Annotated in this window: 23 protein-coding genes; 11 read left to right on the top strand and 12 right to left on the bottom strand. The window is 62.8% G+C overall.

What is annotated here, in order from left to right:
* The first annotated feature begins 111 nt into the window (after nt 1-111).
* A complete protein-coding gene (locus tag NMAG_RS06845) occupies nt 112-315 on the top strand; it encodes a hypothetical protein (protein WP_004268154.1) in 204 nt (67 codons plus the stop codon).
* On the opposite strand, the gene NMAG_RS06850 is transcribed toward NMAG_RS06845, so the two are convergent.
* Nucleotides 310-1,845, bottom strand: a complete 1,536-nt coding sequence (locus tag NMAG_RS06850; RefSeq protein WP_012996518.1) for a stage II sporulation protein M — start codon at nt 1,843-1,845, stop codon at nt 310-312. The two genes, NMAG_RS06845 and NMAG_RS06850, sit on opposite strands and share 6 nt — an antisense overlap.
* Nucleotides 1,846-1,919: 74 nt before the next feature.
* The gene (locus NMAG_RS06855) at nt 1,920-2,195 is read right to left on the bottom strand and encodes a hypothetical protein (protein ID WP_012996519.1); all 276 of its coding nucleotides are present in this window, start codon (nt 2,193-2,195) and stop codon (nt 1,920-1,922) included.
* A 133-nt stretch (nt 2,196-2,328) separates the two neighbouring features.
* Between NMAG_RS06855 and NMAG_RS06860 the strand changes: the two genes are divergently transcribed.
* Nucleotides 2,329-3,534: an MBL fold metallo-hydrolase gene (locus NMAG_RS06860; protein ID WP_004217233.1), complete on the top strand. Its 1,206-nt coding sequence runs from the start codon at nt 2,329-2,331 to the stop codon at nt 3,532-3,534.
* Nucleotides 3,535-3,617: 83 nt separating this feature from the next.
* Here the strand turns inward: NMAG_RS06860 and NMAG_RS22015 are convergent, their stop codons facing one another.
* A complete protein-coding gene (locus tag NMAG_RS22015) occupies nt 3,618-3,761 on the bottom strand; it encodes a hypothetical protein (RefSeq protein ID WP_004217234.1) in 144 nt (47 codons plus the stop codon).
* Between the two features lie 59 nt (nt 3,762-3,820).
* Between NMAG_RS22015 and NMAG_RS06865 the strand changes: the two genes are divergently transcribed.
* Nucleotides 3,821-4,069: a hypothetical protein gene (locus NMAG_RS06865; protein ID WP_004217235.1), complete on the top strand. Its 249-nt coding sequence runs from the start codon at nt 3,821-3,823 to the stop codon at nt 4,067-4,069.
* A 9-nt stretch (nt 4,070-4,078) separates the two neighbouring features.
* Here the strand turns inward: NMAG_RS06865 and NMAG_RS06870 are convergent, their stop codons facing one another.
* Complete coding sequence (locus tag NMAG_RS06870) at nt 4,079-4,453, bottom strand: nuclear transport factor 2 family protein (protein WP_004217236.1); 375 nt, start codon at nt 4,451-4,453, stop codon at nt 4,079-4,081.
* A 158-nt stretch (nt 4,454-4,611) separates the two neighbouring features.
* Between NMAG_RS06870 and NMAG_RS06875 the strand changes: the two genes are divergently transcribed.
* Complete coding sequence (locus NMAG_RS06875; protein ID WP_004217237.1) at nt 4,612-6,426, top strand: Rieske (2Fe-2S) protein; 1,815 nt, start codon at nt 4,612-4,614, stop codon at nt 6,424-6,426.
* A gap of 90 nt (nt 6,427-6,516) precedes the next feature.
* Here the strand turns inward: NMAG_RS06875 and NMAG_RS06880 are convergent, their stop codons facing one another.
* From NMAG_RS06880 to NMAG_RS06900, 5 genes are all read right to left on the bottom strand, one after another.
* Nucleotides 6,517-7,899, bottom strand: a complete 1,383-nt coding sequence (locus tag NMAG_RS06880) for an ABC transporter ATP-binding protein (protein WP_004217238.1) — start codon at nt 7,897-7,899, stop codon at nt 6,517-6,519.
* A complete protein-coding gene (locus NMAG_RS06885) occupies nt 7,892-8,977 on the bottom strand; it encodes an ABC transporter ATP-binding protein (RefSeq protein ID WP_004217239.1) in 1,086 nt (361 codons plus the stop codon). The genes NMAG_RS06880 and NMAG_RS06885 overlap by 8 nt, the downstream gene beginning before the upstream one ends.
* The gene (locus NMAG_RS06890; RefSeq protein WP_004217241.1) at nt 8,977-9,921 is read right to left on the bottom strand and encodes an ABC transporter permease; all 945 of its coding nucleotides are present in this window, start codon (nt 9,919-9,921) and stop codon (nt 8,977-8,979) included. The genes NMAG_RS06885 and NMAG_RS06890 overlap by 1 nt, the downstream gene beginning before the upstream one ends.
* Nucleotides 9,918-10,898, bottom strand: a complete 981-nt coding sequence (locus tag NMAG_RS06895) for an ABC transporter permease (protein ID WP_004217242.1) — start codon at nt 10,896-10,898, stop codon at nt 9,918-9,920. The genes NMAG_RS06890 and NMAG_RS06895 overlap by 4 nt, the downstream gene beginning before the upstream one ends.
* An 87-nt stretch (nt 10,899-10,985) precedes the next feature.
* Complete coding sequence (locus tag NMAG_RS06900; protein ID WP_004217243.1) at nt 10,986-12,650, bottom strand: ABC transporter substrate-binding protein; 1,665 nt, start codon at nt 12,648-12,650, stop codon at nt 10,986-10,988.
* A 207-nt stretch (nt 12,651-12,857) separates the two neighbouring features.
* Between NMAG_RS06900 and NMAG_RS06905 the strand changes: the two genes are divergently transcribed.
* From NMAG_RS06905 to NMAG_RS06915, 3 genes are all read left to right on the top strand, one after another.
* Nucleotides 12,858-13,385 carry a DUF367 family protein gene (locus tag NMAG_RS06905; RefSeq protein ID WP_004217245.1) on the top strand — a complete coding sequence of 176 codons (528 nt, stop codon included), beginning with the start codon at nt 12,858-12,860 and terminating at the stop codon, nt 13,383-13,385.
* 55 nt (nt 13,386-13,440) lie between these two features.
* Entirely contained in the window at nt 13,441-13,590 is a 150-nt protein-coding gene (locus tag NMAG_RS06910; RefSeq protein ID WP_004217246.1) for a 50S ribosomal protein L40e, read from the top strand.
* 350 nt (nt 13,591-13,940) lie between these two features.
* Complete coding sequence (locus NMAG_RS06915; protein WP_049916424.1) at nt 13,941-14,657, top strand: hypothetical protein; 717 nt, start codon at nt 13,941-13,943, stop codon at nt 14,655-14,657.
* Between the two features lie 120 nt (nt 14,658-14,777).
* Here the strand turns inward: NMAG_RS06915 and NMAG_RS06920 are convergent, their stop codons facing one another.
* Complete coding sequence (locus NMAG_RS06920; protein WP_004217249.1) at nt 14,778-15,389, bottom strand: MBL fold metallo-hydrolase; 612 nt, start codon at nt 15,387-15,389, stop codon at nt 14,778-14,780.
* A 198-nt stretch (nt 15,390-15,587) separates the two neighbouring features.
* On the opposite strand from NMAG_RS06920, the gene NMAG_RS06925 reads away from it, so the two are divergent.
* Complete coding sequence (locus NMAG_RS06925) at nt 15,588-15,782, top strand: DUF5786 family protein (protein ID WP_004217250.1); 195 nt, start codon at nt 15,588-15,590, stop codon at nt 15,780-15,782.
* Nucleotides 15,783-15,815: 33 nt separating this feature from the next.
* On the top strand, nt 15,816-16,577 hold the full coding sequence (locus tag NMAG_RS06930) for an endonuclease dU (RefSeq protein WP_004217251.1): 762 nt from the start codon (nt 15,816-15,818) through the stop codon (nt 16,575-16,577).
* A 6-nt stretch (nt 16,578-16,583) separates the two neighbouring features.
* On the opposite strand, the gene NMAG_RS22755 is transcribed toward NMAG_RS06930, so the two are convergent.
* Nucleotides 16,584-17,075, bottom strand: coding sequence for a DUF192 domain-containing protein (locus NMAG_RS22755; RefSeq protein WP_004217252.1), 492 nt, complete (start codon nt 17,073-17,075; stop codon nt 16,584-16,586).
* Here NMAG_RS22755 and NMAG_RS06940 point away from each other — a divergent pair.
* Nucleotides 17,074-18,906 carry a M3 family oligoendopeptidase gene (locus NMAG_RS06940; RefSeq protein ID WP_004217253.1) on the top strand — a complete coding sequence of 611 codons (1,833 nt, stop codon included), beginning with the start codon at nt 17,074-17,076 and terminating at the stop codon, nt 18,904-18,906. The two genes, NMAG_RS22755 and NMAG_RS06940, sit on opposite strands and share 2 nt — an antisense overlap.
* Before the next feature lie 83 nt (nt 18,907-18,989).
* The gene (locus NMAG_RS06945) at nt 18,990-19,592 is read left to right on the top strand and encodes a uracil-DNA glycosylase (protein ID WP_004217254.1); all 603 of its coding nucleotides are present in this window, start codon (nt 18,990-18,992) and stop codon (nt 19,590-19,592) included.
* A gap of 4 nt (nt 19,593-19,596) precedes the next feature.
* Here NMAG_RS06945 and NMAG_RS06950 read toward each other — a convergent pair whose 3' ends face one another.
* Nucleotides 19,597-20,001: a nuclear transport factor 2 family protein gene (locus NMAG_RS06950; protein ID WP_004217255.1), complete on the bottom strand. Its 405-nt coding sequence runs from the start codon at nt 19,999-20,001 to the stop codon at nt 19,597-19,599.
* Nucleotides 20,002-20,010: the final 9 nt, after the last annotated feature.

Consider the following 20,010-nt stretch of genomic DNA (forward strand, 5'->3'; position numbering starts at 1 on the left):
CTTTGATGTCGACTGTCTGCTCGGGTCGAGTGATCGATGGACCGAGGACAGCGGGGGAGACCGGAGAGCAGAACATAAATACAGACGCACTTCGATGGAGCCACTACTGGTATGGAAGAAAAACTGAACGATAGTCTCACGGTGGCAGGCTCAGCGCTCGTCATTGTCCTGGGAGCCCTCCTCGTGTATACGGTGTTACCATCACGAACACTGCAATGGCTACTGAGCATCGCCTCGTTTGCACTCACGCTCTTCGTCATCTATCTGTTCTACCGACTCGTAATCGCCGTCGAGAAAATCGCCGCGAAGCTATAACAGCAGGTCGTAGTAGTACGGACTCACGAACCCTTCGATAATACCCGCAATCAGGAGCAGGAGTCCGACACCAACGAGCACCCAGAACGCCCGCTCGAGTTCGTCCGCAAACGCGACCCGTGTGGTCCGTCCGCGGAAGGCCCGCCACCCCGTCAGTCCCAGCGTGACTCCGACCGCAGTCGCGATGAAAATCGCCGGAATCTCGAAGATTCCGTGCGGGATCACGAAGGCGACGAGCTCCATCAGTTCGGCTTCCGTGCGCGCAATCACACCTATGTAGACGCCGTTGAACACCAGCGAGACGATCGCCGGAATAACGAGCGCGATACCGCTAAACGCCGTCGTGATCGCGACCATCCAGTTATTGCCGAAGAACTCGAGTGCGGCCGCCGGCGCAACGTGTCCCTCGAGTCGGGCCGCGATCGAGGTCTCGATGCCGGCGTCGACCAGCGGCGCGCCAGCACGCCAGCCGATCCAGAAGCTGGCAACTGCGAGAACGACGACCGCCGCGTGGAGCAGCGGCGTGTCGCGGACGTAGGCCACCATCTCGCGCCAGCCGCGACCAACGCCGCCGCGGAACTGGGTCCAGAGGGACTGTTCGGGCATCGCTGGCGGTTCGAGTCGCCCACGGTAGTTGACGTACAGTGCCATCTTCAGCAGGTCGAGCGCCGGCAGCAGGACGATCATCGTCACGAGCGACATGAACGCGACGACGTCGACGAGCAGCAGGATACTCGAGATGACCCCGACGACGAGGAACGATCCGATCGAAAGCACGTAGTAGAACACCGCGTCAACCGGCCGGGCGCGGATGAAGCCGGCGGTACTCGAGAGCGAGCCCAGCACGCCCGCATCATCGGCAACGACGGCGACTGGTGCGAACGCGAACAGTGCGCGGATCACGGCCAGGAGAGCAGCGACGAGGAGGACTGCGAGGAGGACGGCAGGTGCGGCGACGACCGATGCGCCGGTGAGCGCCGTGATAGTCCCGACGGTCGCGACGAGACCGATGCTAGCCATCCCGAAGATGCCAATCCAGAGGACGAGTTCGAGGAGTACCAACCCGAGCAAGCGCAGCCAGTAGCGGCGAGCGCCCGCGAGGGCAGCGATCAGCCCGCGGTCGTTGCGAGTGCGGCCGTAGCAGGCACTCAGCTGTGCCGCCGCGGCGACGGCGTAGAGGACGAACGAGAGGACGACCGTGATGAGGATCGTTCCGAGAACTAACAGGGCCATCGTCGGCGTGGCGAGCAACTCGATGAGCGGTTCGAACTGGGTCACCCACTGTTCGACGGCCTCCTCGCTGGCCTCGGGGCCAGGCATGGCTCCCGGGTCGGTCTCCTCGACGAACGTGAGGATGGACTCGAGTCGACCGCTGAGCGCGAGGTAGAGCACGCCGAGGAGCGCGGCGATCATGGGAACGACCCGGATGATCGCGGGGAGTGCGGCCCCGAGGAAGTACACGGGAAGCAGATCCCCCGGACGACGCCGGAACGCTGCGACGACGGCGGTGACGGAGTCAGAGAGTGACATCGCTATGGACCGCTTTCGAACCAGTATCAGTTAAGTGAACCTGTCGGAACCGACCACAGTACTGTACGTGGCGATCAGTTGAACGTGCGGTCGTCGAAGCCGTCCTCGGGGCCGTCGTCGCGGTTGCCGGAGAGTCGCGGCGTGAAGCCGCCGGTGAGGATCACGGCGACGACGATGAGCGCGGCCGCAAGGACGACGTAGTCGGCGCTTGGCTCGTAGCCGGCGAGGCCGGCACCGGTCGAGATGACGAAGATCGTGACCGCGAAGACGACGGTCGCGATCAGACCGATAACGAGGATTCCGATAACGCTCGCGAGGAGGCCCTTCATGATGGACTGAATGGATGCCATTGTGGTCCGCTTTGGAGCCACCGCACGTAGTGATTGTGACATCCACCGAATTTCACGCGACACAACGGTCACCGAATCAGCAGCGAGCGACTGCCACGACGAGGTTTACAGGACTGCCTCGCCTACCGTCTCTATGGTCACCACACTCTCGGCCGATCGCCTCGCGGAACTACAAGACGAAGGCGAATCGTTCGCGCTCGTCGACACCCGTCCCGAAGACAGCTACGAGGCCTGGCACGTCCCCGACGCGATCAACTTCCCGTTCGACCCCGAAGAAGAACTCGACGAGAACGGCCAACTCGAGTCGTTCAAAGAAACAGTCGGTGACACCGACCAGGTGATCACCATCTGTGCGAAGGGTATCTCCTCAGGGAATTTCGCGACCCAACTCGAGTCCGCCACAGACGAGTACGAGGTGCAGACGGTCGACGGCGGGATGGAGGGCTGGAGCGGCGTCTACGATCACGTCGACCTGAGTGACGAGATTGCGGCGGACGGCCTCACGGTCATCCAACTCCAGCGCCGCGCGAAGGGCTGTCTCGGCTACCTCGTCGGCTGCGGTGAGACCGGCGAGGCCGTCGTCGTCGATCCAACCGCCGATATCGACGAGTTCGAAATCGCGGCCGGCGACGCCGGTCTCTCTATCGTCGGCGTCATCGATACGCACGTCCACGCGGACCATATTTCGGGCGGTAGAGAGCTCGCAGACAGCCTCGACGTACCCTACTACCTCGGCACGCGTGCCAAAGAGCGCGGCGTCGAACTCGAGTTCACCGGTCTCGAGCGCAACGAGGTCCTCGAAGTCGGTTCCCTCGAAATCAAGGCACTCGCCACGCCCGGCCACACCAGCGAGATGATTACCCTCCTCGTCGACGCCGCTGCACTCCTGACCGCCGACACGCTGCACGTCGACTCGACGGGACGGACCGAACTCGAGTTCGGGCAGGATAGCGAGGCGCAGCACGCCTCGGGGGAGTCGAACGGTGAAACCGTGAGGGAGGGCGAGGAGGGCGCACGGATGCTCTACGAGACGCTCCACCGGACGATCCTGGCGGAACCCGAGCGCCTCGCGGTCCTGCCGGGTCACGTGACCGTCACCGCGGAGGGCGAGTTCGAGCACGGTTCTCCCGGTGAGCCGATTCTGACGACCGTGCGCGCGGCACGGACTGGAATCAACCTGCTCGACCTGGACGAGGAGGCGTTCGTCGAGCGGATGGCCGACGCCGGCGAGAAGCCAGCGAACTACGAGGAGATCATCGACAACAACCGCGGGGAACTGGACCTACCGCCCGAGGAGCGAGTCGAACTCGAGATGGGGCCGAACAACTGTTCGGCGTGAGTGTGGTGTGACTGCTCGCGCCAAGAGCGAGCGATGGGTCGTCTCTGAACTGACCGGCGGGGACTCTGAACGATGACCCGACGCTACGACTCGTCGGCACTCACCTGATTCGAGTCGAGGTGACGCATAATCGCAGCGCTCGCACCGATGTAGGACGCAAGTCCGACGGCGACGAGAAACACCAGCGCGGCCAGCGTCGTGTAGCTGAAGATAATCTCCGTTACCATGATGGAGACAGTATGTCTACGGACTAAAATTTTTGTACCAGAGAGTCGTCTGAAACGACATGATCTCTCAGGCATGGTCCGACCGCATCCACCGGGTCCGGCTGTTCCTCGGCGAACATCCCGCGTTGCGCTGGTTCGCGCTACCGCTCATCTTCATGGGCGCGGTGATCACCGCGCTCCTCTTGCTCGCATCGGACGTCACTGTCGTCGAGGCCGGCCAGGTCACCGGCCTCTTTCTCCTCGCGTCTGCTGGCGTCGTTGCGCTCGGGCTCGGTACCGAGCGCGCGCTTAGAGCCGTGTTTGCCTGACGGAACTCGCTATCGGGAGTACGTCTCCAGACGCACCAGTCGCCCTTGCTCGCGATCGACTGTGAAAAAGTCCGCAAACTCGAACAGCTCGCCGGACTCGTCGCACACTCGTCCGCGAGCCGCGACTGTGAGTTCGTCGGTACTCGAGTTCGAGTCGCCATCACCATCTCCCGCGTCACGTCCTGCGACGACCTCCTCGAGTTCATGAGTCGTCTCCGGGTTCGGCCGCTCCTCGCGCATGAACTGGATGAACGCCGTCCGACTCTCGAAGGTTCGGTCGGGGCGGCGCTGGGTGAACTCGGGTGCGAGCACCGACTCGAGTGCGTCGTAGTCGTGGGCGTCGAGCGCGTCGTAGTAGCGTCGAACGAGGCCGGTGGCGTCCATGGCGGGCTATTCTGGCTGGAGTGTGAAAAGGGTGCGCGCCTCAAGAACACCGTTGCAGGTGCTCAGCGTCCCAAACGAAACAGGCGACGACCTATCACCGTCTCTACCAAAATAGCGTTCAGCGAACACTTACACACTCCCCCGTCGACATGTCTGTCATGGCAACTGCTGACGACAATCAATCGGACACCGAGTTCAGTCCGGCTGTCTCGCTCGAGGCACTCGAGGAGACCGGGCGCGAACTGGTGAGTATCGACGGCACGCCGCTGGCGATCTTCGCCCACGAAGGCGAGGTCAAGGCCGTGAACAACCGCTGTCCGCACATGGGGTTCCCGCTCGTCGAGGGGACTGTCGACGACGGCATTCTCACCTGCCACTGGCATCACGCGCGGTTCGAACTCTCCTGTGGCGACACCTTCGATCCCTGGGCCGATGACGTCCAGACGTATCCCGTCGAGATCCGAGACGGCACCGTCTACGTGAACCCGAATCCAGAGCGAGACCTACCACCCGCCGAACACTGGGCGACCCGACTCGAGACCGCACTCGAGGAGAACCTGCGACTGGTCGCAGCGAAGTCCGCAATCGGGCTGCTAGATGCGGGCGTCGAACCCGAGGAACCGATCGGGACGACGATCGCGTTCGGAACCCAGTACCGGGAGTCGGGCTGGGGGTCGGGACTCACGATCCTCGGCTGTATGACGAACCTGTTGGACGATGTCGATCCCGAGGACCGAAAGCGAGCGCTGTACACGGGTATGCGCCACGTCGCGGACGACTGTGCGGGCGAGCCACCGAGCTTCGACCAGCCCGCCTTCGATACGACGGAGGTCACCTTCAGCCGGCTGAAGTCCTGGTTCCGCGACTGCGTCGAGGTTCGGGACGCCGACGGCGCGGAACGCTGTCTGCGAACCGCCGTCGCGGCGGACTACTCGGCTGCCGAGATTGCCGAACTCGTCGTCGCCGGCGCGACTGATCACCCCTACCTCTCGAACGGACACGTCCTCGATTTCGCGAACAAGGCCTTCGAGAGCCTCGAGGAAACCGACTGGGAACACGCCGAGACGACACTCGCGGCCCTCGTCGAACCCCTCGTCACCGCCGCCCGCAGCGACGAACGCTCCTCGTGGCGACAGCCGATCGATCTCGTTGCACTCCTCGAAGACACCTACGGTGGGAACGTTACAGAAACGAGTGGACTCGAGTCCCTCGCCGCTGCGAGCGGGAAGACGGATACCGACGAACCGTGGACGCCACCCGCGGACCTCCAGGAAACGCTTCTCGGCGACGACCCCGAGGCCATCGTCGACGCACTCGCCGAGGCGATCCGACAGGGGGCGACGACCGAGGACCTGTCCGCAGAAGTCGCCTCCGCCGCCGCGACGCGCGTCGCCCAGTTCGGGACCGCAAACGAGTTCAGCGACTGGAACACCGTCCACCACACGTTCAGCTACGCGAACGCAGTCCACCAGTTCGCGCGCCGAACGGACGCCGTCGAGACCTACCGTGGCGTCTTCGATGGCGCGCTCTCGGTCTACCTCGACCGGTTCCTCAACACGCCACCCGCGCCGATTCCCACCCCCGGCGAGAACGACACCGGCCGCGATCCGGACGCCGTTCGCCAGGGGGTACTCGAGACGTTCGACGCAGAGGGAGAGGTGAACGAGGCGGGGCGATTAGTCGCCGAATTCTTCGACTGTGGCGGCGACCCCGCTGACTTGCGGCAAACACTCGGCCACGGGTTGTTGCGCGAGGACGCCGGGTTTCACACGCTCCAGAACGTCGAGGCGGCGTTCCGGCAGGCCGAACTCGCCACCGACGAACGCGAGCAGCGCCAGCGCGTGCCGCTCATCGCGACGGCCCGCTATCTGGCAGCACACTTCCCGACGCGCCGGGAGGCCGAACAGACGTACACCATCGCTGCGCGGCTCAATCGGGGCGAAGCGATTCACGAGGCTGCCAAGTCGAACTGAGGAACCAGCGCAGCAACAGAAAAAGCACAACGAACTCGAGCGCCGCACGCAGGGAACGAGCGCGAGAGACAGGGCGCAGGTCGCAGGTCGTCAGTCGCCCTGAATCGTCCCGCCGCCCTCTGGACTGTACCGCTCGGCGTCGTCGTACCGGACACACTTCGCCGTCTGCTCCGGTGTCACCTGATACGTCGTGATCTCGCCGCGTTCACAGGGCGAGGCAAACTCGGTTTCGATCCGGTTGCGAGCCTGTTCGCGGTCGCCCTCTGTCGCCGTCGTGAGGACATCCGAGAGGACGCGCTCGGCCTCCGAATCGGAGAGTGTAGCCGGGATGTCGTAGGACTCACGGAGCGCAGCAGGTGTCGCCTCCTCGTCTTCGCTCGTGAGCGTGAGGTCGTCACGGAGCAGATCCTGGCGGAAGTTCGCGACCGCACGCCAGTGATCCTGGTCCATCTCGTAGCCCTCGGGCTGGACCAGTTTCGGACAGCGCGGGTGGAACCGACAGCCACTCGGCACGTCGACGGGGTCCGGCACCTCCCCGACGAGTTCGATCCGCTCGCGCTCCTCGGTCGGGTCGATCCGCGGGACCGAGGAGACAAGCGCCTGCGTGTAGGGGTGTTTCGGATCGTTGATGATCTGGTCTGCTGGGCCGACTTCGACCAGTTCGCCCAGGTACATGATCCCGATCCGGTCGCACATGTGCTTGAGCAGGGAGAGGTCGTGACTGATGTAGACCGCCGTCAGCCCGAGCTCCGTTTGGAGCTCCTTGAACAGGTCGAGGATGCTCGCTCGAATCGAAACGTCGAGCATACTCGCCGGCTCGTCGGCCAGCAGGAACGACGGCTCGAGTGCAAGCGCGCGAGCGATGCCGACGCGCTGGCGTTCACCGCCCGAGAGTTCGCTCGGATACTCGTCGGCGTAGGCCTCGGCGGGTCGCAGTCCGGCCTGTTCGATGGTCTCGTAGACGCGGGCGTCGCGCTCCTCGCTGGTGCCGACGTCGTGCACGTCGAGGGGCTCTTTGACCCACTCGTAGACTGTGAATCGCGGGTTGAGCGACTTGTACGGATCCTGGTGGATGATCTGGGCCTCACGGCGGAACTCGTTGAGTTCAGCACCGCCGACGTCGGTGATCTCCTTCCCGTCGAAGTGAATCTCACCGCCCGTCGGCTCGAGGAGTCTGATCGCACTCTTGCCGAGCGTCGTCTTTCCACAGCCGGACTCGCCGGCGAGACCGAACGCCTCACCCTCGCGAATGCCGAGTGAGACGCCGTCGACGGCTTTGACTGCGTCGTTGCTCTCACCGTGGAGGATGCGCGAGACGAGTCCCGTGTTGACCGGGAAGTGCTTCTCGAGTCCCTCGATGCGGAGCTTGTACGCTTCGTCGCGTTCGTCGACTGCGCTTGCGTCGGTCGATTCTGAGTCGGTCGCAGTGGCGTCGGACTCGGAGTCGAGCTCAACCGTGTCCGCGTCAGTCATCGAGTTCCACCTCCGCTTCCACGGCCTGTTCGTCGGCTGTCCCGACGGGTTCGGGTTCGCCGATATCCTGCTCGCGCCAGGTCTCTTTCTTGCCGGCTTCCGCCTGCAGGTGCTCGATTTCGTCGGCACGGTGGCACTCGACCTGATGGCCGTCGCCGTAGGATTCGGGCTGGGGCGTTACTTCCCAGCACTCCTCCTCGGCGAACGGACAGCGTGGTGCGAAGCGACAGCCTTCGCCGGGGTCGACGAGTTCCGGCGGCGAGCCGGGGATGGAGATGAGCTCCTGGTCGTCGTCGCTGATGTCGGGGAAGGCGTTTCGTAGGCCGAGCGTGTAGGGGTGGCGCGGATTCGTGATGATCGTCTCGGCGTCCGCGAGTTCGACGATTCGGCCGCCGTAGACCACGGCGATGCGGTCACAGGTTTCACTGACGACCGACATGTCGTGGGTAATCATGATCATCGCGCTGTTCAGTTCCTCCTGCATCTCTTTGATCGTCTCCAGGATGCGGTCCTGAATCACCACGTCGAGCGCCGTTGTGGGCTCGTCTGCGAGCACGAGTGACGGCGAGAGCGCGAGTGCGAGCGCGATCATCGCACGCTGGGCCATCCCGCCGGAGAACTGGTGGGGATAGTCGTCGATGCGGTCGGGATCGATCCCGAGGTCGTCGAACAGTTCGCGGCCGCGCTCGCGGGCCTCGGCCTTCGAGGTGTTGTCCTCGTGGTGTCTGATCACTTCGACGATCTGCTCGCCAACGGTGTAGACGGGGTCGAACCCGTTCATCGCGTTCTGCGGAATCATCGAGATTTCCGACCAGCGGATCTGGCGTCTGAGCTCCTTGTTGGAGAGCTCGGTAATCTCGGTTCCGTCGAACTCGATGGAGCCGTCGACGATTTCGGCGTTGTCGGGTAGCAGCCGGATAATTGACTTTGCAAGTGTCGTCTTTCCGCTGCCACTCTCGCCGACCAGGCCGACGGTTTCGCCGCGTTCGATCGACAGCGAGGCGTCGTCCGTCGCACGAACCCAGCCGTCGTCGGCACCGTAGTACGTCTTCAGTCCGTCAATATCGAGTAGCGTCATTATTGGTGGTTGAGTTCAGGGTTGACCTCTTTCTCGAGCGTGCGGCCGATGAAGAACACCGACATCACGAACAGCATGATGCAGATGCCCGGTGGGAAGACCCACCACCACGCCTCGCGGATCGCGTTCGCGGTGTAGACGTTGTAGATCATCTCGCCCCACGAGAGCATGTTCGGATCACCGAAGCCGAGGAACGAGAGGCTGGCCTCGGCGATCACTGCCCACGCAACTGCGAACGCTGCGTACAGGAACGTCAGCGGCAACACGTTCGGCAGGATGTGTCGGTACATGATCCGCACGTGGCCGGCACCGATGGCCTGTGCACTCTCGACGTACGGTCGTTGCTTGTGGCTCAACACCTGCGCTCGGATCACCCGTGCCGTCGAACGCCACAGAATCAACACGATCGCCGCGATGATGTTGACGATACTGCTGCCCAGGACCGCCACGAGGACGATCGCGAACGGCAGAAACGGCACACCGTAGACGATGTCGGTAATCCGCATCAGCACGTCGTCGACCCAGCCGCCGAAGTAGGCGCTGATAAGGCCGACGTTCGTACCGATGAAGACAGCCATGAACGCCGCGAGACTGCCGACGATCAACGTCACGCGCGTCCCTGCGATAAGCTGGGACAGCACGTCACGACCCATGTCGGTCGTTCCGAGCGGGTGCGCCGCCGAGGGGGACTCGAGTCGGTCGCCGACTGCTCGTTCACCCGGATCGTACGGAGCGAGTCCGGGCGTCGAAATCGTAAAGTCGAAGAGTTCGATCGTGTACGGCCGAGCGAAGATCCCGATGAAGATGAACAGTGCGAGGATCGCCAGCCCAATCTGACCGAGTCGGTCGCCTTCGAATACCTCGAATCGCTGGCGGAGCGATGCGAATCGCTCGCCGGCGCTGGTCGTCGTGCTGTCGGTTGGTGACGGTTGTTCGGTGCTCATTCGTACTCCACCCTCGGATCGAGGTAGACGTAGGCGAGGTCAGCGACGAAGTTCATGATGATCACGACCGATCCCATGAGGAAGAACGCCGCCATCGCCAGCGGATAGTCGTTGTTGTTTACCGCACTCACCATCTCACGACCCATTCCGGGCCAGTTGAAGACGGTCTCGATGACGACCGAGCCACCCATCGCAGTGCCGGTCGCGATCGCTGCGACCGTCACGATCGGCAGGATCGAGTTGCGAGCGGCGTGCTTGTACAGCACCGTCCGCTCTGGCAGCCCCTCTGCCTTCTTGATCTCGATGAAGTCGGCGTTCAGGACGTCGAGCATCGTCGAGCGCATAAGCAGCGTCGGCGTCGCTAGATAGGCAATCGCACCGGTCAGCGCCGGCAGGAACAGGTGGCGCAGGAAGTCAAGCGAGCCGTACCGGTCGATGAAGCCGCCGCCGAGCTCACCACCCGTCGTGCGCATCCCACTCGAGGGGAACCAGCCGAGCCAGAAGACGAACACGGACAGCAGGACGATGCCGACCCAGAACTCCGGTGAAGAGCGGGCGACGAGCGTCACGACGATGCCGCCGCGTTCGAATCGGGAGTCGCGCCACCAGCCCATGAGGGCACCAAAGGTGATGCCGATAACGTAGGCGAAGATGAGCGCCGTCGCCATCAGGACGATCGTGTTCATGAACCGGACGGCGATGATACTGGTCACCGGATCGTTGTAGATGAACGATTGACCGAAGTCGCCCGTCAGCAGCTGTCGAATGTATTCGATATACTGTACGTGAAGCGGTTCGTTTAATCCGAGCTCTGCGATCCGCTGTTCGCGCTGTTCGGGCGTCATGCCGTCCATGATGAACATCGACGTTGGATCGCCCGGCATCATCCGAAAGAGAACGAACAGGAGCGTAAAGAACGCCCAGAACGTGACGACGAGCTGGAGACATCGTCTCACGACGTATGCTCTCAGTCCCATCGGTCACCACACCCAGTGTCGCTAATGAGTATCATGTATCGTATCGTATAGTCGTTAAATATAGTAGTGGAGGGTCGCGTCGGTCGATTACTGGTCTTCGCCGTAGTGGAGACGTCCGTCGTCGTCCCAGCCGTAGCCACCGTCTGCGAGCTCCTGACGTGCAGCCTCTAAGTCCTCGTTGAACTGCTCGACGTCGGGGTTGTGCCAGAACTCGTTGTGCTCGGAGATGGTCGAGTGCGTCACCGTTCCCATCCCGTCACGGATGAACTCGACGTACTCCTCCTTCGGAACACCGTAGGAGAGTGCCCGGCGGACGTGACGGTCGTCGAACGGTTCGCGACGCATGTTGTACTCGATCATCGCGTATCCGATCGCCTCGAACTCGGCGAGGTCGAGATCGTCGTCCTCTCTGACGCGGTCGACAGCCGTCGGCTGTGGCACCGCACCGACCATATCGAGCTGGCCGGCCTCGAGGTCGTTGACGAGCTGTGCGGTGTCGGAACCGGGGACACGGATGAGGTTGTCCGCGTTCGGGGCCTCGAAGTGGTCGTCGAACGCCGACAGCTGCAGTTCGGCCTGGCGCTCCCAGTCGACGAACTCGAACGGGCCGCTGCCGATCCAATCCTCGTCTTCGTAGTCGACGAGTTCCTCCGGATCGACGTCGCCCCAGACGTGTTCGGGGAAGATGTACACCTGTCCGAGGACGTTTGCCACGAACGGCGAGTACTGCTCTTCGAGGTGGAACGTGATCTCGTTCCCCGAGGTGTCGATCTCGTCGATGTCCTCGACGAGCGAGCTGTACGTCGGCGAGTCGGCGTAGAGTTCGTACGTGAACTCCACGTCGTCGATCGTCACTGACTCGCCGTCGTGGAAGGTGTGGCCGTCCCGAATCTCGACGGTGTAGGTCATCCCGTCGTCTTCGATGACCGGGTCGTCCGCCGCCAGCCACGGTGTCGGCATTCCGTCCTCACCGATCCGGTAGAGCTGATCGTAGATGAGGCGGACGAACTGCCGGTCGGGCGTCGCCAGGTCCTGCATTGGGTTCAGCGAGATAATCTCGGATGGGTAACCAAAGCGGACCGTGTCGTCGTCCGTCGGCGTCACCGACGTCAGATTCCAGAACGAGTTCAGCCCTTCACCGAGCGTCGGGTTGATGTCGGTAACGCGGGCGCTCGCGTATGGCTCGTAGCCGCCTTCGTTTGCGATGTACGTTCGCGGCTGCGCTTCCGCGATCATCTCCTGTGCCTCGTAGACGGTCTGCTGGCGCTCGTCTTCGTCGACCTGCGCTACCTGCAGCTCCGCCAGTTCGTCGTACTCGTCGCTCTCCCAGCCCGGCGTGTTTCGACCGCCCTCTCCCGTCGTCGAGGAGTGGTGCATGTCGAAAATGAACGTGTGCGGGTCGATCCGCTCCGGCGTGCCACCCCAGCCGAGTAGCGACGCATCGAAGTTCTGTTCGACGACCACCTGATCGACGTGAGCGTTGAAATCGAGTTCTTCGCGGTCGACCTCGAAGCCGAGTTCTTCCCAGTTGTCGGCAACGATATCCGAGAGCTCGTTACGGAACGGGTTCGCACCTGCCGTCGGTGCAACGAGATGAATCTCGGGCACTTCGTCACCGAGATTTTCCGCACCTTCGACATCTGAGCCACCGTTCTGACTGACACATCCTGCGAGACTAGTCGTTAGCCCCGCTGCGCTTGCAATCCCAACACCCTTCAGCACGGTACGCCGCGATTTGCTATCGTCTCCCATTCTACAGCCGTATCTCTGATCAGAGATATATAAAGGTGTGTGATTCCAAAACAACAGAACAAGTAGCATACCGATTGTAAACCTTTCACTCATTGATGGATAGTTACACATTCATGGAAGTGTGAATGTGGTAATTAGTAATTCTTACAAATTGACGATCCGGCCACACGAGGAACCTTCTTGTATAGGGGGCGGCAGATGTGACCTGTGGAGTGTCACGTTTACTACGAGGGTGACGACGACCCCAAGAAGTGCACCGCGCGTCGACTCGAGAAGTTCGACGAGGCGACACTCTATCGCACAATGCGACAGGTGCCGTACGGCGTCGTGCTCAACCCCCACGCCGAGCAAGCACTCTCGCCAGCCGACGCCGACGACGGATTGGGAACACTCGTCGCCCTCGACTGTTCCTGGGAGTCAGCAGAGGAAGCGGCGTTCAAGATGAACGGCGTTCACCGGGCACTCCCCTTTCTCGTTGCCGCGAATCCGGTCAACTACGGCCGGCCGTTCCAGCTCACGACCGTCGAAGCGCTCGCCGCTGCCTGTTGTATTTTCGACGACTGGGACCGCGCCGAGGAACTGCTCTCACACTTCCGCTGGGGAGAGACGTTCCTGACGCTCAACGAGGAGCCACTGCGCCGGTACAGCAACTGTGCCGACTCGACCGAGGTCGTCGCGGTACAGGAGGAGTATCTGGCCGACGAGGCGGACGGCGACGGAACAATGTCCGAGTAGCCCGCCAGCGCACAGGACCACAGCGGTTATATGCACCACGGGCCAACGGGGCGACATGCCAAGTTTCGACGCCGCCGAAGACCGGATGCTCAACAAGATGATCTGCATGCGCTGTAACGCACGCAACTCCGCCGAGGCCAAGCGCTGCCGCAAGTGCGGCTACAAGAACCTCCGCCCGAAGGCCAAAGAGCCACGCGCAGCATAAAACGACAGTCGTCCGGTTTGGCCACGCCAGTTCGTGGCCGGTGGGCGATCCGTTTCTACTTCGCTTTCGACGCCGCTTAGTTGCATTTTTCTGGACCGGCTCGGGAACATGTTCCACACGACACGCCGTCCCTGAACTGACTGAACCGACTCCAAATTGCCAGCGCGTACATCTCAATCTGGGACTTGTTGGCTACCTTTCCTACGAATCAGCAGTCCCTACGGTGATTCACCGAGACCTGCGACGAATCAAAGGGACTAATTAGATCGATTATCATTCGCAGCTATGGATAGATCAAATTCCATGAGTGTGCAGATCGATAACTGGTCCGGACGATGGAGGGCAAACTGATGCACCCGCTGCTTGTCGACGCGCTTCGACTCGAGTTCGAATCGAGTGCCTACAGTGTGATCGAACTGCTCCCCTCGTTGCTTGCGGCAGTCCTGTTCGTCGCAGTTGGTATCTACGCGGGTCGGAAGATTCAGCCGGTCGTGAACGACGCTTCACAGCAGGCCGGTCTCGACGACCACGTCCGGGAAACGCCGTTTGGAACACTGGTTCCAGACGACACAGCAGCAGTCTCGCGGGTAGTTGCCGTCCTCGGAAAGTACTACGTCGTCCTACTCGCCGTCTTCGCCGCCGGGTCGCAACTCGAGTTGCAGTTCGTCACAACCTGGAGCGAGTATCTCCTCATCACCGTTCCATCAGTCCTCATCGGGATCACCATCCTCGTCGTGGGTGTCTTCGTTGCCGACGCCGTCGGCGACATCGTCCACCAGTCAGGGCCGGTCCAGTCGTCCGGATACGCCTCGCTCATCGCTGGGGCGACGACGGCGCTCGTCTACTTTGTCGCTGCAGTCATCGGTCTCGACATGATGGGGCTCAACGTCGCTATCCTCTACACGTTCGGGCAGGCATTCGCCTTCGGTGCCGGCCTCGCCGTCGCCCTCGCCATCGGTATCGCGTTCGGGCTGGGTGGAAAGGAGTACGTCGAAGCCAACGCCGACGACTGGTTCGACGGGTCCGAGAAATCCACTGCCGATCCGGCCCCTGCAGCCGACGACTGAACCGATTTTCAGAACCACAACTCAATTATTTTTACGCGCCGAGTACACGAGGATCGAAGCCCGTAATCGACGCTAGTGCTGACAGAAACAAAACCGGCCGACCCGACGAAACCGGTGCAGTCAGCCCTCCGGATACTTCGGCTCGCGCTTCTCGGCCCGCCCGAGTGCGGTCTCGACGACGTCGCGAACGTCGCCGTGGAAGACATCGCCGTGGCCCGCGTACATGTGCTCGACGGTATCCGGGAACTGCTCGAGCAGGCGCTCGATACTTTCGATAAGCTGTTCGCGAGACTGGCCAGCCATGTCTGTGCGTCCGAAACTGCCGTAGTCGAACGCGCCGTCGTCGTGGACGACCACGTCACCCGAGAACAGCGTCGTCTCCGAGACGAACGAGACGTGATCGTCCGCGTGCCCCGGCGTGTAGACCACGTCGAACGTCTCGTCGCCGATCTGGACCGTATCGCCGTCGTCGATCGAGTGATCCCGCTGTGGATGGTGGTTATAGGCGTACACCGTCGGATCGAACGCCTCGCAGACCGCGTCGAGTTGACTCACGTGGTCGCCGTGCTGGTGTGTCAGAACGACAGCGTCGACGTCGTCCGTGTGCTCACGAATCGCGTCGACGACGCCGTCCCACGCGCCCGCGTCGACCAGGGTCGTTTCCTCGCCGACCACGAGAAATGCGTTACAGGTGAACGTCTCCGCGTCTTCGGTGACGTGGTGTACCTCCATAGGGGTGTACTCGAGTGCCGGGATCAAAATCGTGCCGTCTGATTTCGTCGCCCTGCCAGACGAAAGTCCGGTGACGCGCCGCCCAAAACCGAGAGTCGTGACGTAGGGGCGCTTTCAGGCCACTTTCACCCAGTTCATAAACGAATATAAACGAGTGACCACGGAATTTTTGAACGCCGGGGTCCAAGGAGATACTGTATGGGATTCGGAAGCTACGACGAATCCGAGCAGCAGGAAGTGGACGCTGATTTTGACGAGGATGACGCCGTAAAATCAGGGGAGAACAGCCACAATGGAACGATCGAGTTCGAAAACGGGGCGTCGAGCGACGAACTTCTCGACCGTCTCAAGGATATCAAGGACGAGGACGAGGACGAGGAGGACGACGGCTAACGCCAAACTCGGTTTTAATCGCAGGCAGCGCCGATGAAGTCCGGGGTGCGGGCGCTGGGCATCGCCGAATCGTACCGCGGCCGTCGTGAGCACGAGCGACGAGGACAGTATCGACGTGGACGGAACCAGTGTCAGTGTACTCGAGACGTCGCCAGTGACGACGATGCTGGAAACGGTGACGGCAGTGGGAGCGATGACGGCAGTAGCGGCGCTGACGATAGCGTGGACGCCGCCCACCGGAACAGGAGCACCCTGGCCGGTGCCGTCGTCCGCGCCGACCGGGTCGTCGATGGCCTCACCTACGGCCAGTGTGCGGTCGGCGGAACCGACGCGACCGACGCCATCGTCTCGCTCCTGACGGACCTGGAACGGCCGGACGTCCGATACGTGCTGCTCGGTGCCATCGCCCCGGCGTGGTACAATATTCTCGACCTGTCGCGGATCCACGAGGCTGCCGAGCGCCCGGTCTTCGCAGTCACCTTCGAAGCGAGTCCCGGACTCGAGAGCGACCTTCGAGAGGCCTTTTCGGGTGAGGCGCTCCAGCACCGTCTCGCGATCTACCGACGCCTTCCGCCGCGAACCGCGGTAACGGTCAACGACGAAACAGTCTACGCCCGGTGGTTCGGCTGTGAGCGTGAGGAGGCCGTGTCCGTAATTCGGTCGTTTACGCCGGTCGGTGGGCGACCGGAGCCGATTCGCGTCGCCCGGCTTGCGGCTCGAGCTGGTGATGCCTATCGACCGGCTTCACAAGACGATCACGACGACGAAGACGTCGAAGACATCTACGACGAGTAACACTCACTACGACGCTGGCACCGTCTCCTCGAGGTCGAACGCCAGCACGTCGCCCTCGCTGACGTCGTGTTCGTCCGTCCACCCGTAGACCACCTCGAGGACGTACAGCCCGCGTCCGGGATACTCGTGGTCAGCACCGTCCTCGTCCGGACCGGGTTCTGGCGCGTGGTGGATTCCAGTGATCGTGCCCTCGTCGTCGGCGTAGATGGTGTCGATGCCGTCGAGACCACTCTGGAGACAGACGGTGGGGGTCACCGGAGCGGCGGAAGTGACTTCTGTTCGTTCCCCTGAGAGGTTCTGAATGAATGTGTGACGTTCCGGCCCGAAACCAAGTAGCGGTAGCCTCGCGGCAGAGTGTGTTAGAACAACACAGAGTGGGCGAGCAGTTACGTGCTCGCCGTCGAATCGTTCGATAGCCAGTGAGTGACGGATGACCCAGTAATTCGCCTCGTTTTCCGGCCCTGCACCGCTTGCACACCGCTCCGTCACGACAGACATGACAGACTATCCAACACGCAACGAACTGGACGACCAGTACACCTGGGACCTGACCCGCCTCTACGAGACCCCCGCCGACTGGGCACGCGCCGCAGACGAACTCGAGTCCCAGCTCGAAACGCTACACGACCACCACCAGCCGACCGACTCACCCGCCGCGCTGGCAACCGCACTCGAGTCCATCGAGTCTGCGCTGGTTACCAAGGGTCGGCTGACCCTCTACGCGCAGTTGCACCGAAACGAGCATCCGACGGACGAGAGGCGGCGCGACCGCTACAGTCGCGGGCAGCGACTCGCCGCCAGGGTCGACGAGGCCGTTCGCGGACTACAGCGGCGGATTCAGCGCGATGCAGCGAGCGTGCGTGCCTTCCGCGAGGAGGGGGACAACGAACTGGACGGCTGGCACGCCTACCTTGACGACCTCCTCGCGCAAGCGCCCCACACCCGCGACGCCGACACCGAATCGGTCGTCAGCGCGTTCGCACCCGTCATCGAAGCCCAGACGGACACGATCGCCGCGATCAAGACTGCCGATTTCGACCCGCCAACCGTCGAGGGATCGGACGGCAATCCGGTCGCCATCGACCACGGAACGTATCGGGAGGCACTCGAGAACCCCGACCGATCGGTCCGCCGACGAGCACACACGGGGTACATCGACGCGCTGGCCGAGCACGACCACGCGCTCGCGGCGGCGCTCACCGAGAAGGTGCGTGCTCACGCGGCCCTTGCAGCGGTTCGAAACTACGAGTCAGTCCGCGAACTCGCGCTCGCAGAACCGAGCTATCCCGACACCGGGATGCACACCTCGTTTGCCGAAGCGACCCACGACGCGGTTCTCGAGAACGTCCGCGATCACCTCGAGGCGTATCACGGGCTACTCGAGAGCCGCCGCGAACTGCTCGACGTCGAAACGCTGCGTCGGTGGGACGAGCGGGTACCCGTGGTTTCCGACGGCGCGGACGCACCCGAAATCACGTTCGAAGAACTGTGTGAGCACCTCCTGGCTGCGGTCGAACCGCTCGGTGCGGACTATCGGAACCGACTCGAGACGCTCCTCACGGAGCGGCGAATCGACGTCTACCCGACAGCGCGAAAGCGGACGGACATTCCAGCGTACTGTCCCTCGAGCCCGGACGCCGGTCCATTCGTGCTCGCGAACTTCCGCGAAGACGTGCGGACGGCGTTCTACCTCGCGCACGAACTCGGCCACGCGATGCACATCGAGTGTATGCGGGCGTCTCAGCCGCCGCGGTACGTGAACAGCCCGCGGCCGACCAGCGAGGTGCCGAGTCTGGTCCACGAACTGCTGTTAGCCGACCATCTCCGCAAGAAGGGTGGCCCGGAACTCGCCCCGTTCGTCCGCGAGCGCCGAGCGCAGTTCCTCGCCGGCAACGTGTACGGCGCTGGCGAGAGCGCGACGTTCCTCCACAAGGTGTACCGAACCGCCGAGTCGGGGACCGACCTGACGCCGACTGGGCTGTCGGAGTTGTACGCGGACATTGCCGCCGAATTTCGTGCGCCGGTTGCGCCGCCGGAGGGTGACACGGCTGCAGCGACGCGCGGCGCACCCTGGCGACAGCAGTCGTACATCCGTGATCCGTACCATAACTACCAGTACGTCACCGGCACCGTCGCGGCCGTCTCGGTTGTCAGGCGGCTTCAGTCGGGTGCGCTTTCCGCCGGAGAGTATCTCGAGTTCCTCCAGAACACGGGGCGGCGCGAGTCGAGTGTGTCGTTCGACGCGCTCGGCGTCGACGTGACGGCGGCCGAGCCGTACGAGCGCCTGGCGAGTGCACTCGAGTCGATTCGGGCTGCTCGGCTGGGCTGACCCGGGCCGACCCCGTCGCAGAGATGGAACGGCGTGCACCTGCGACCCGAAAGACGTAGTAGGCGGCCGTCTGAGCCACACCTATGGGAGAGATGGAGGACCTCTGTGTCACCGAGTGTGAGCGCTGTCCCGCACTCGTCGACTCTCGTAGCCAGATCGTCAACGGTACCGGCCCCGAAGACGCCGACATCCTGTTCGTCGGCGAGGGTCCCGGCGCACAGGAGGATAGCCAGGGCGAGCCGTTCGTCGGCCGCAGCGGCTCCGTCCTCGACGACCAACTCCGAATCGTCGGCCTGGATCGCGACACCGTCCGCATCACCAACTGCGTGCGCTGTCGCCCACCCGAAAATCGCGATCCGACGACAGACGAACTCGAGAACTGCCGCAGCTACCTCGAACAGGAGATTGAACTGCTCGACCCCGACGTGATCGTCACACTCGGAAAGGTACCCACCGAGCACTTGCTCGACCGCGACGTCGCCGTAACGAAGGAAGCCGGCTCCGTGGAGGACGTTCGCGTCAACGGCACACCCCGACGGCTCCTGATCTGTGTCCACCCCGCAGCGACGCTGTACGACCGAAGCCAGGAGGAGACCTTCGAGTCCGCACTCGAGCGCGCCGCCGAACTGGCGGGCGTCGACGGCAGCGAGAACACGAGCGGGCAGACGCGGCTCGACGGCTTCTAGAGACTCAGACCTCGTCTCGATCCGTAAACGTATACCGCCGCGCAATCCGGCCGTCCTCGAGTTCGTGGAAATCCGCGAAGCCGAATTCGACGGACTCGCCGTGCTGGTCGCCTGAGAAACTACCGCGGACTGCCGCCGTGTTCGTCTGTTCGTCGACGACGACATCGTGGACCTCGTGGCTGCCGTTCTCGAGTGGGCGGCCCTCGAGGTAGAACTCGTGGAGGGCCTCGCGGCCGGTGATCGCGCCCTGTCCGGGGCGTTCGTAGCGGACATCCTCGGTGAACAGTTCGACGAGGTCGTCGTAGCGTTCGTCGTCGACGGTGTCGTAGTAGTCGTGGACGATGGTTTTGGTTTCTGGGCCGGAAGTTCTGTTGGTTCCCGCGGTAGCATCAGTCTCAGAGTCAACCATACTAGTTAT

The organism is Natrialba magadii ATCC 43099 (assembly GCF_000025625.1).
Lineage (GTDB): Archaea > Halobacteriota > Halobacteria > Halobacteriales > Natrialbaceae > Natrialba > Natrialba magadii.

Coding starts and splice junctions, on each gene's coding strand:
- NMAG_RS06845 (WP_004268154.1), top strand. CDS start 112: ATGGAAGAAAAACTGAACGATAGTCTCACGGTGGCAGGCTCAGCGCTC.
- NMAG_RS06850 (WP_012996518.1), bottom strand. CDS start 1,845: ATGTCACTCTCTGACTCCGTCACCGCCGTCGTCGCAGCGTTCCGGCGT.
- NMAG_RS06855 (WP_012996519.1), bottom strand. CDS start 2,195: ATGGCATCCATTCAGTCCATCATGAAGGGCCTCCTCGCGAGCGTTATC.
- NMAG_RS06860 (WP_004217233.1), top strand. CDS start 2,329: ATGGTCACCACACTCTCGGCCGATCGCCTCGCGGAACTACAAGACGAA.
- NMAG_RS22015 (WP_004217234.1), bottom strand. CDS start 3,761: ATGGTAACGGAGATTATCTTCAGCTACACGACGCTGGCCGCGCTGGTG.
- NMAG_RS06865 (WP_004217235.1), top strand. CDS start 3,821: ATGATCTCTCAGGCATGGTCCGACCGCATCCACCGGGTCCGGCTGTTC.
- NMAG_RS06870 (WP_004217236.1), bottom strand. CDS start 4,453: ATGGACGCCACCGGCCTCGTTCGACGCTACTACGACGCGCTCGACGCC.
- NMAG_RS06875 (WP_004217237.1), top strand. CDS start 4,612: ATGGCAACTGCTGACGACAATCAATCGGACACCGAGTTCAGTCCGGCT.
- NMAG_RS06880 (WP_004217238.1), bottom strand. CDS start 7,899: ATGACTGACGCGGACACGGTTGAGCTCGACTCCGAGTCCGACGCCACT.
- NMAG_RS06885 (WP_004217239.1), bottom strand. CDS start 8,977: ATGACGCTACTCGATATTGACGGACTGAAGACGTACTACGGTGCCGAC.
- NMAG_RS06890 (WP_004217241.1), bottom strand. CDS start 9,921: ATGAGCACCGAACAACCGTCACCAACCGACAGCACGACGACCAGCGCC.
- NMAG_RS06895 (WP_004217242.1), bottom strand. CDS start 10,898: ATGGGACTGAGAGCATACGTCGTGAGACGATGTCTCCAGCTCGTCGTC.
- NMAG_RS06900 (WP_004217243.1), bottom strand. CDS start 12,650: ATGGGAGACGATAGCAAATCGCGGCGTACCGTGCTGAAGGGTGTTGGG.
- NMAG_RS06910 (WP_004217246.1), top strand. CDS start 13,441: ATGCCAAGTTTCGACGCCGCCGAAGACCGGATGCTCAACAAGATGATC.
- NMAG_RS06915 (WP_049916424.1), top strand. CDS start 13,941: ATGCACCCGCTGCTTGTCGACGCGCTTCGACTCGAGTTCGAATCGAGT.
- NMAG_RS06920 (WP_004217249.1), bottom strand. CDS start 15,389: ATGGAGGTACACCACGTCACCGAAGACGCGGAGACGTTCACCTGTAAC.
- NMAG_RS06925 (WP_004217250.1), top strand. CDS start 15,588: ATGGGATTCGGAAGCTACGACGAATCCGAGCAGCAGGAAGTGGACGCT.
- NMAG_RS06930 (WP_004217251.1), top strand. CDS start 15,816: ATGAAGTCCGGGGTGCGGGCGCTGGGCATCGCCGAATCGTACCGCGGC.
- NMAG_RS06940 (WP_004217253.1), top strand. CDS start 17,074: ATGACAGACTATCCAACACGCAACGAACTGGACGACCAGTACACCTGG.
- NMAG_RS22755 (WP_004217252.1), bottom strand. CDS start 17,075: ATGTCTGTCGTGACGGAGCGGTGTGCAAGCGGTGCAGGGCCGGAAAAC.
- NMAG_RS06945 (WP_004217254.1), top strand. CDS start 18,990: ATGGGAGAGATGGAGGACCTCTGTGTCACCGAGTGTGAGCGCTGTCCC.
- NMAG_RS06950 (WP_004217255.1), bottom strand. CDS start 20,001: ATGGTTGACTCTGAGACTGATGCTACCGCGGGAACCAACAGAACTTCC.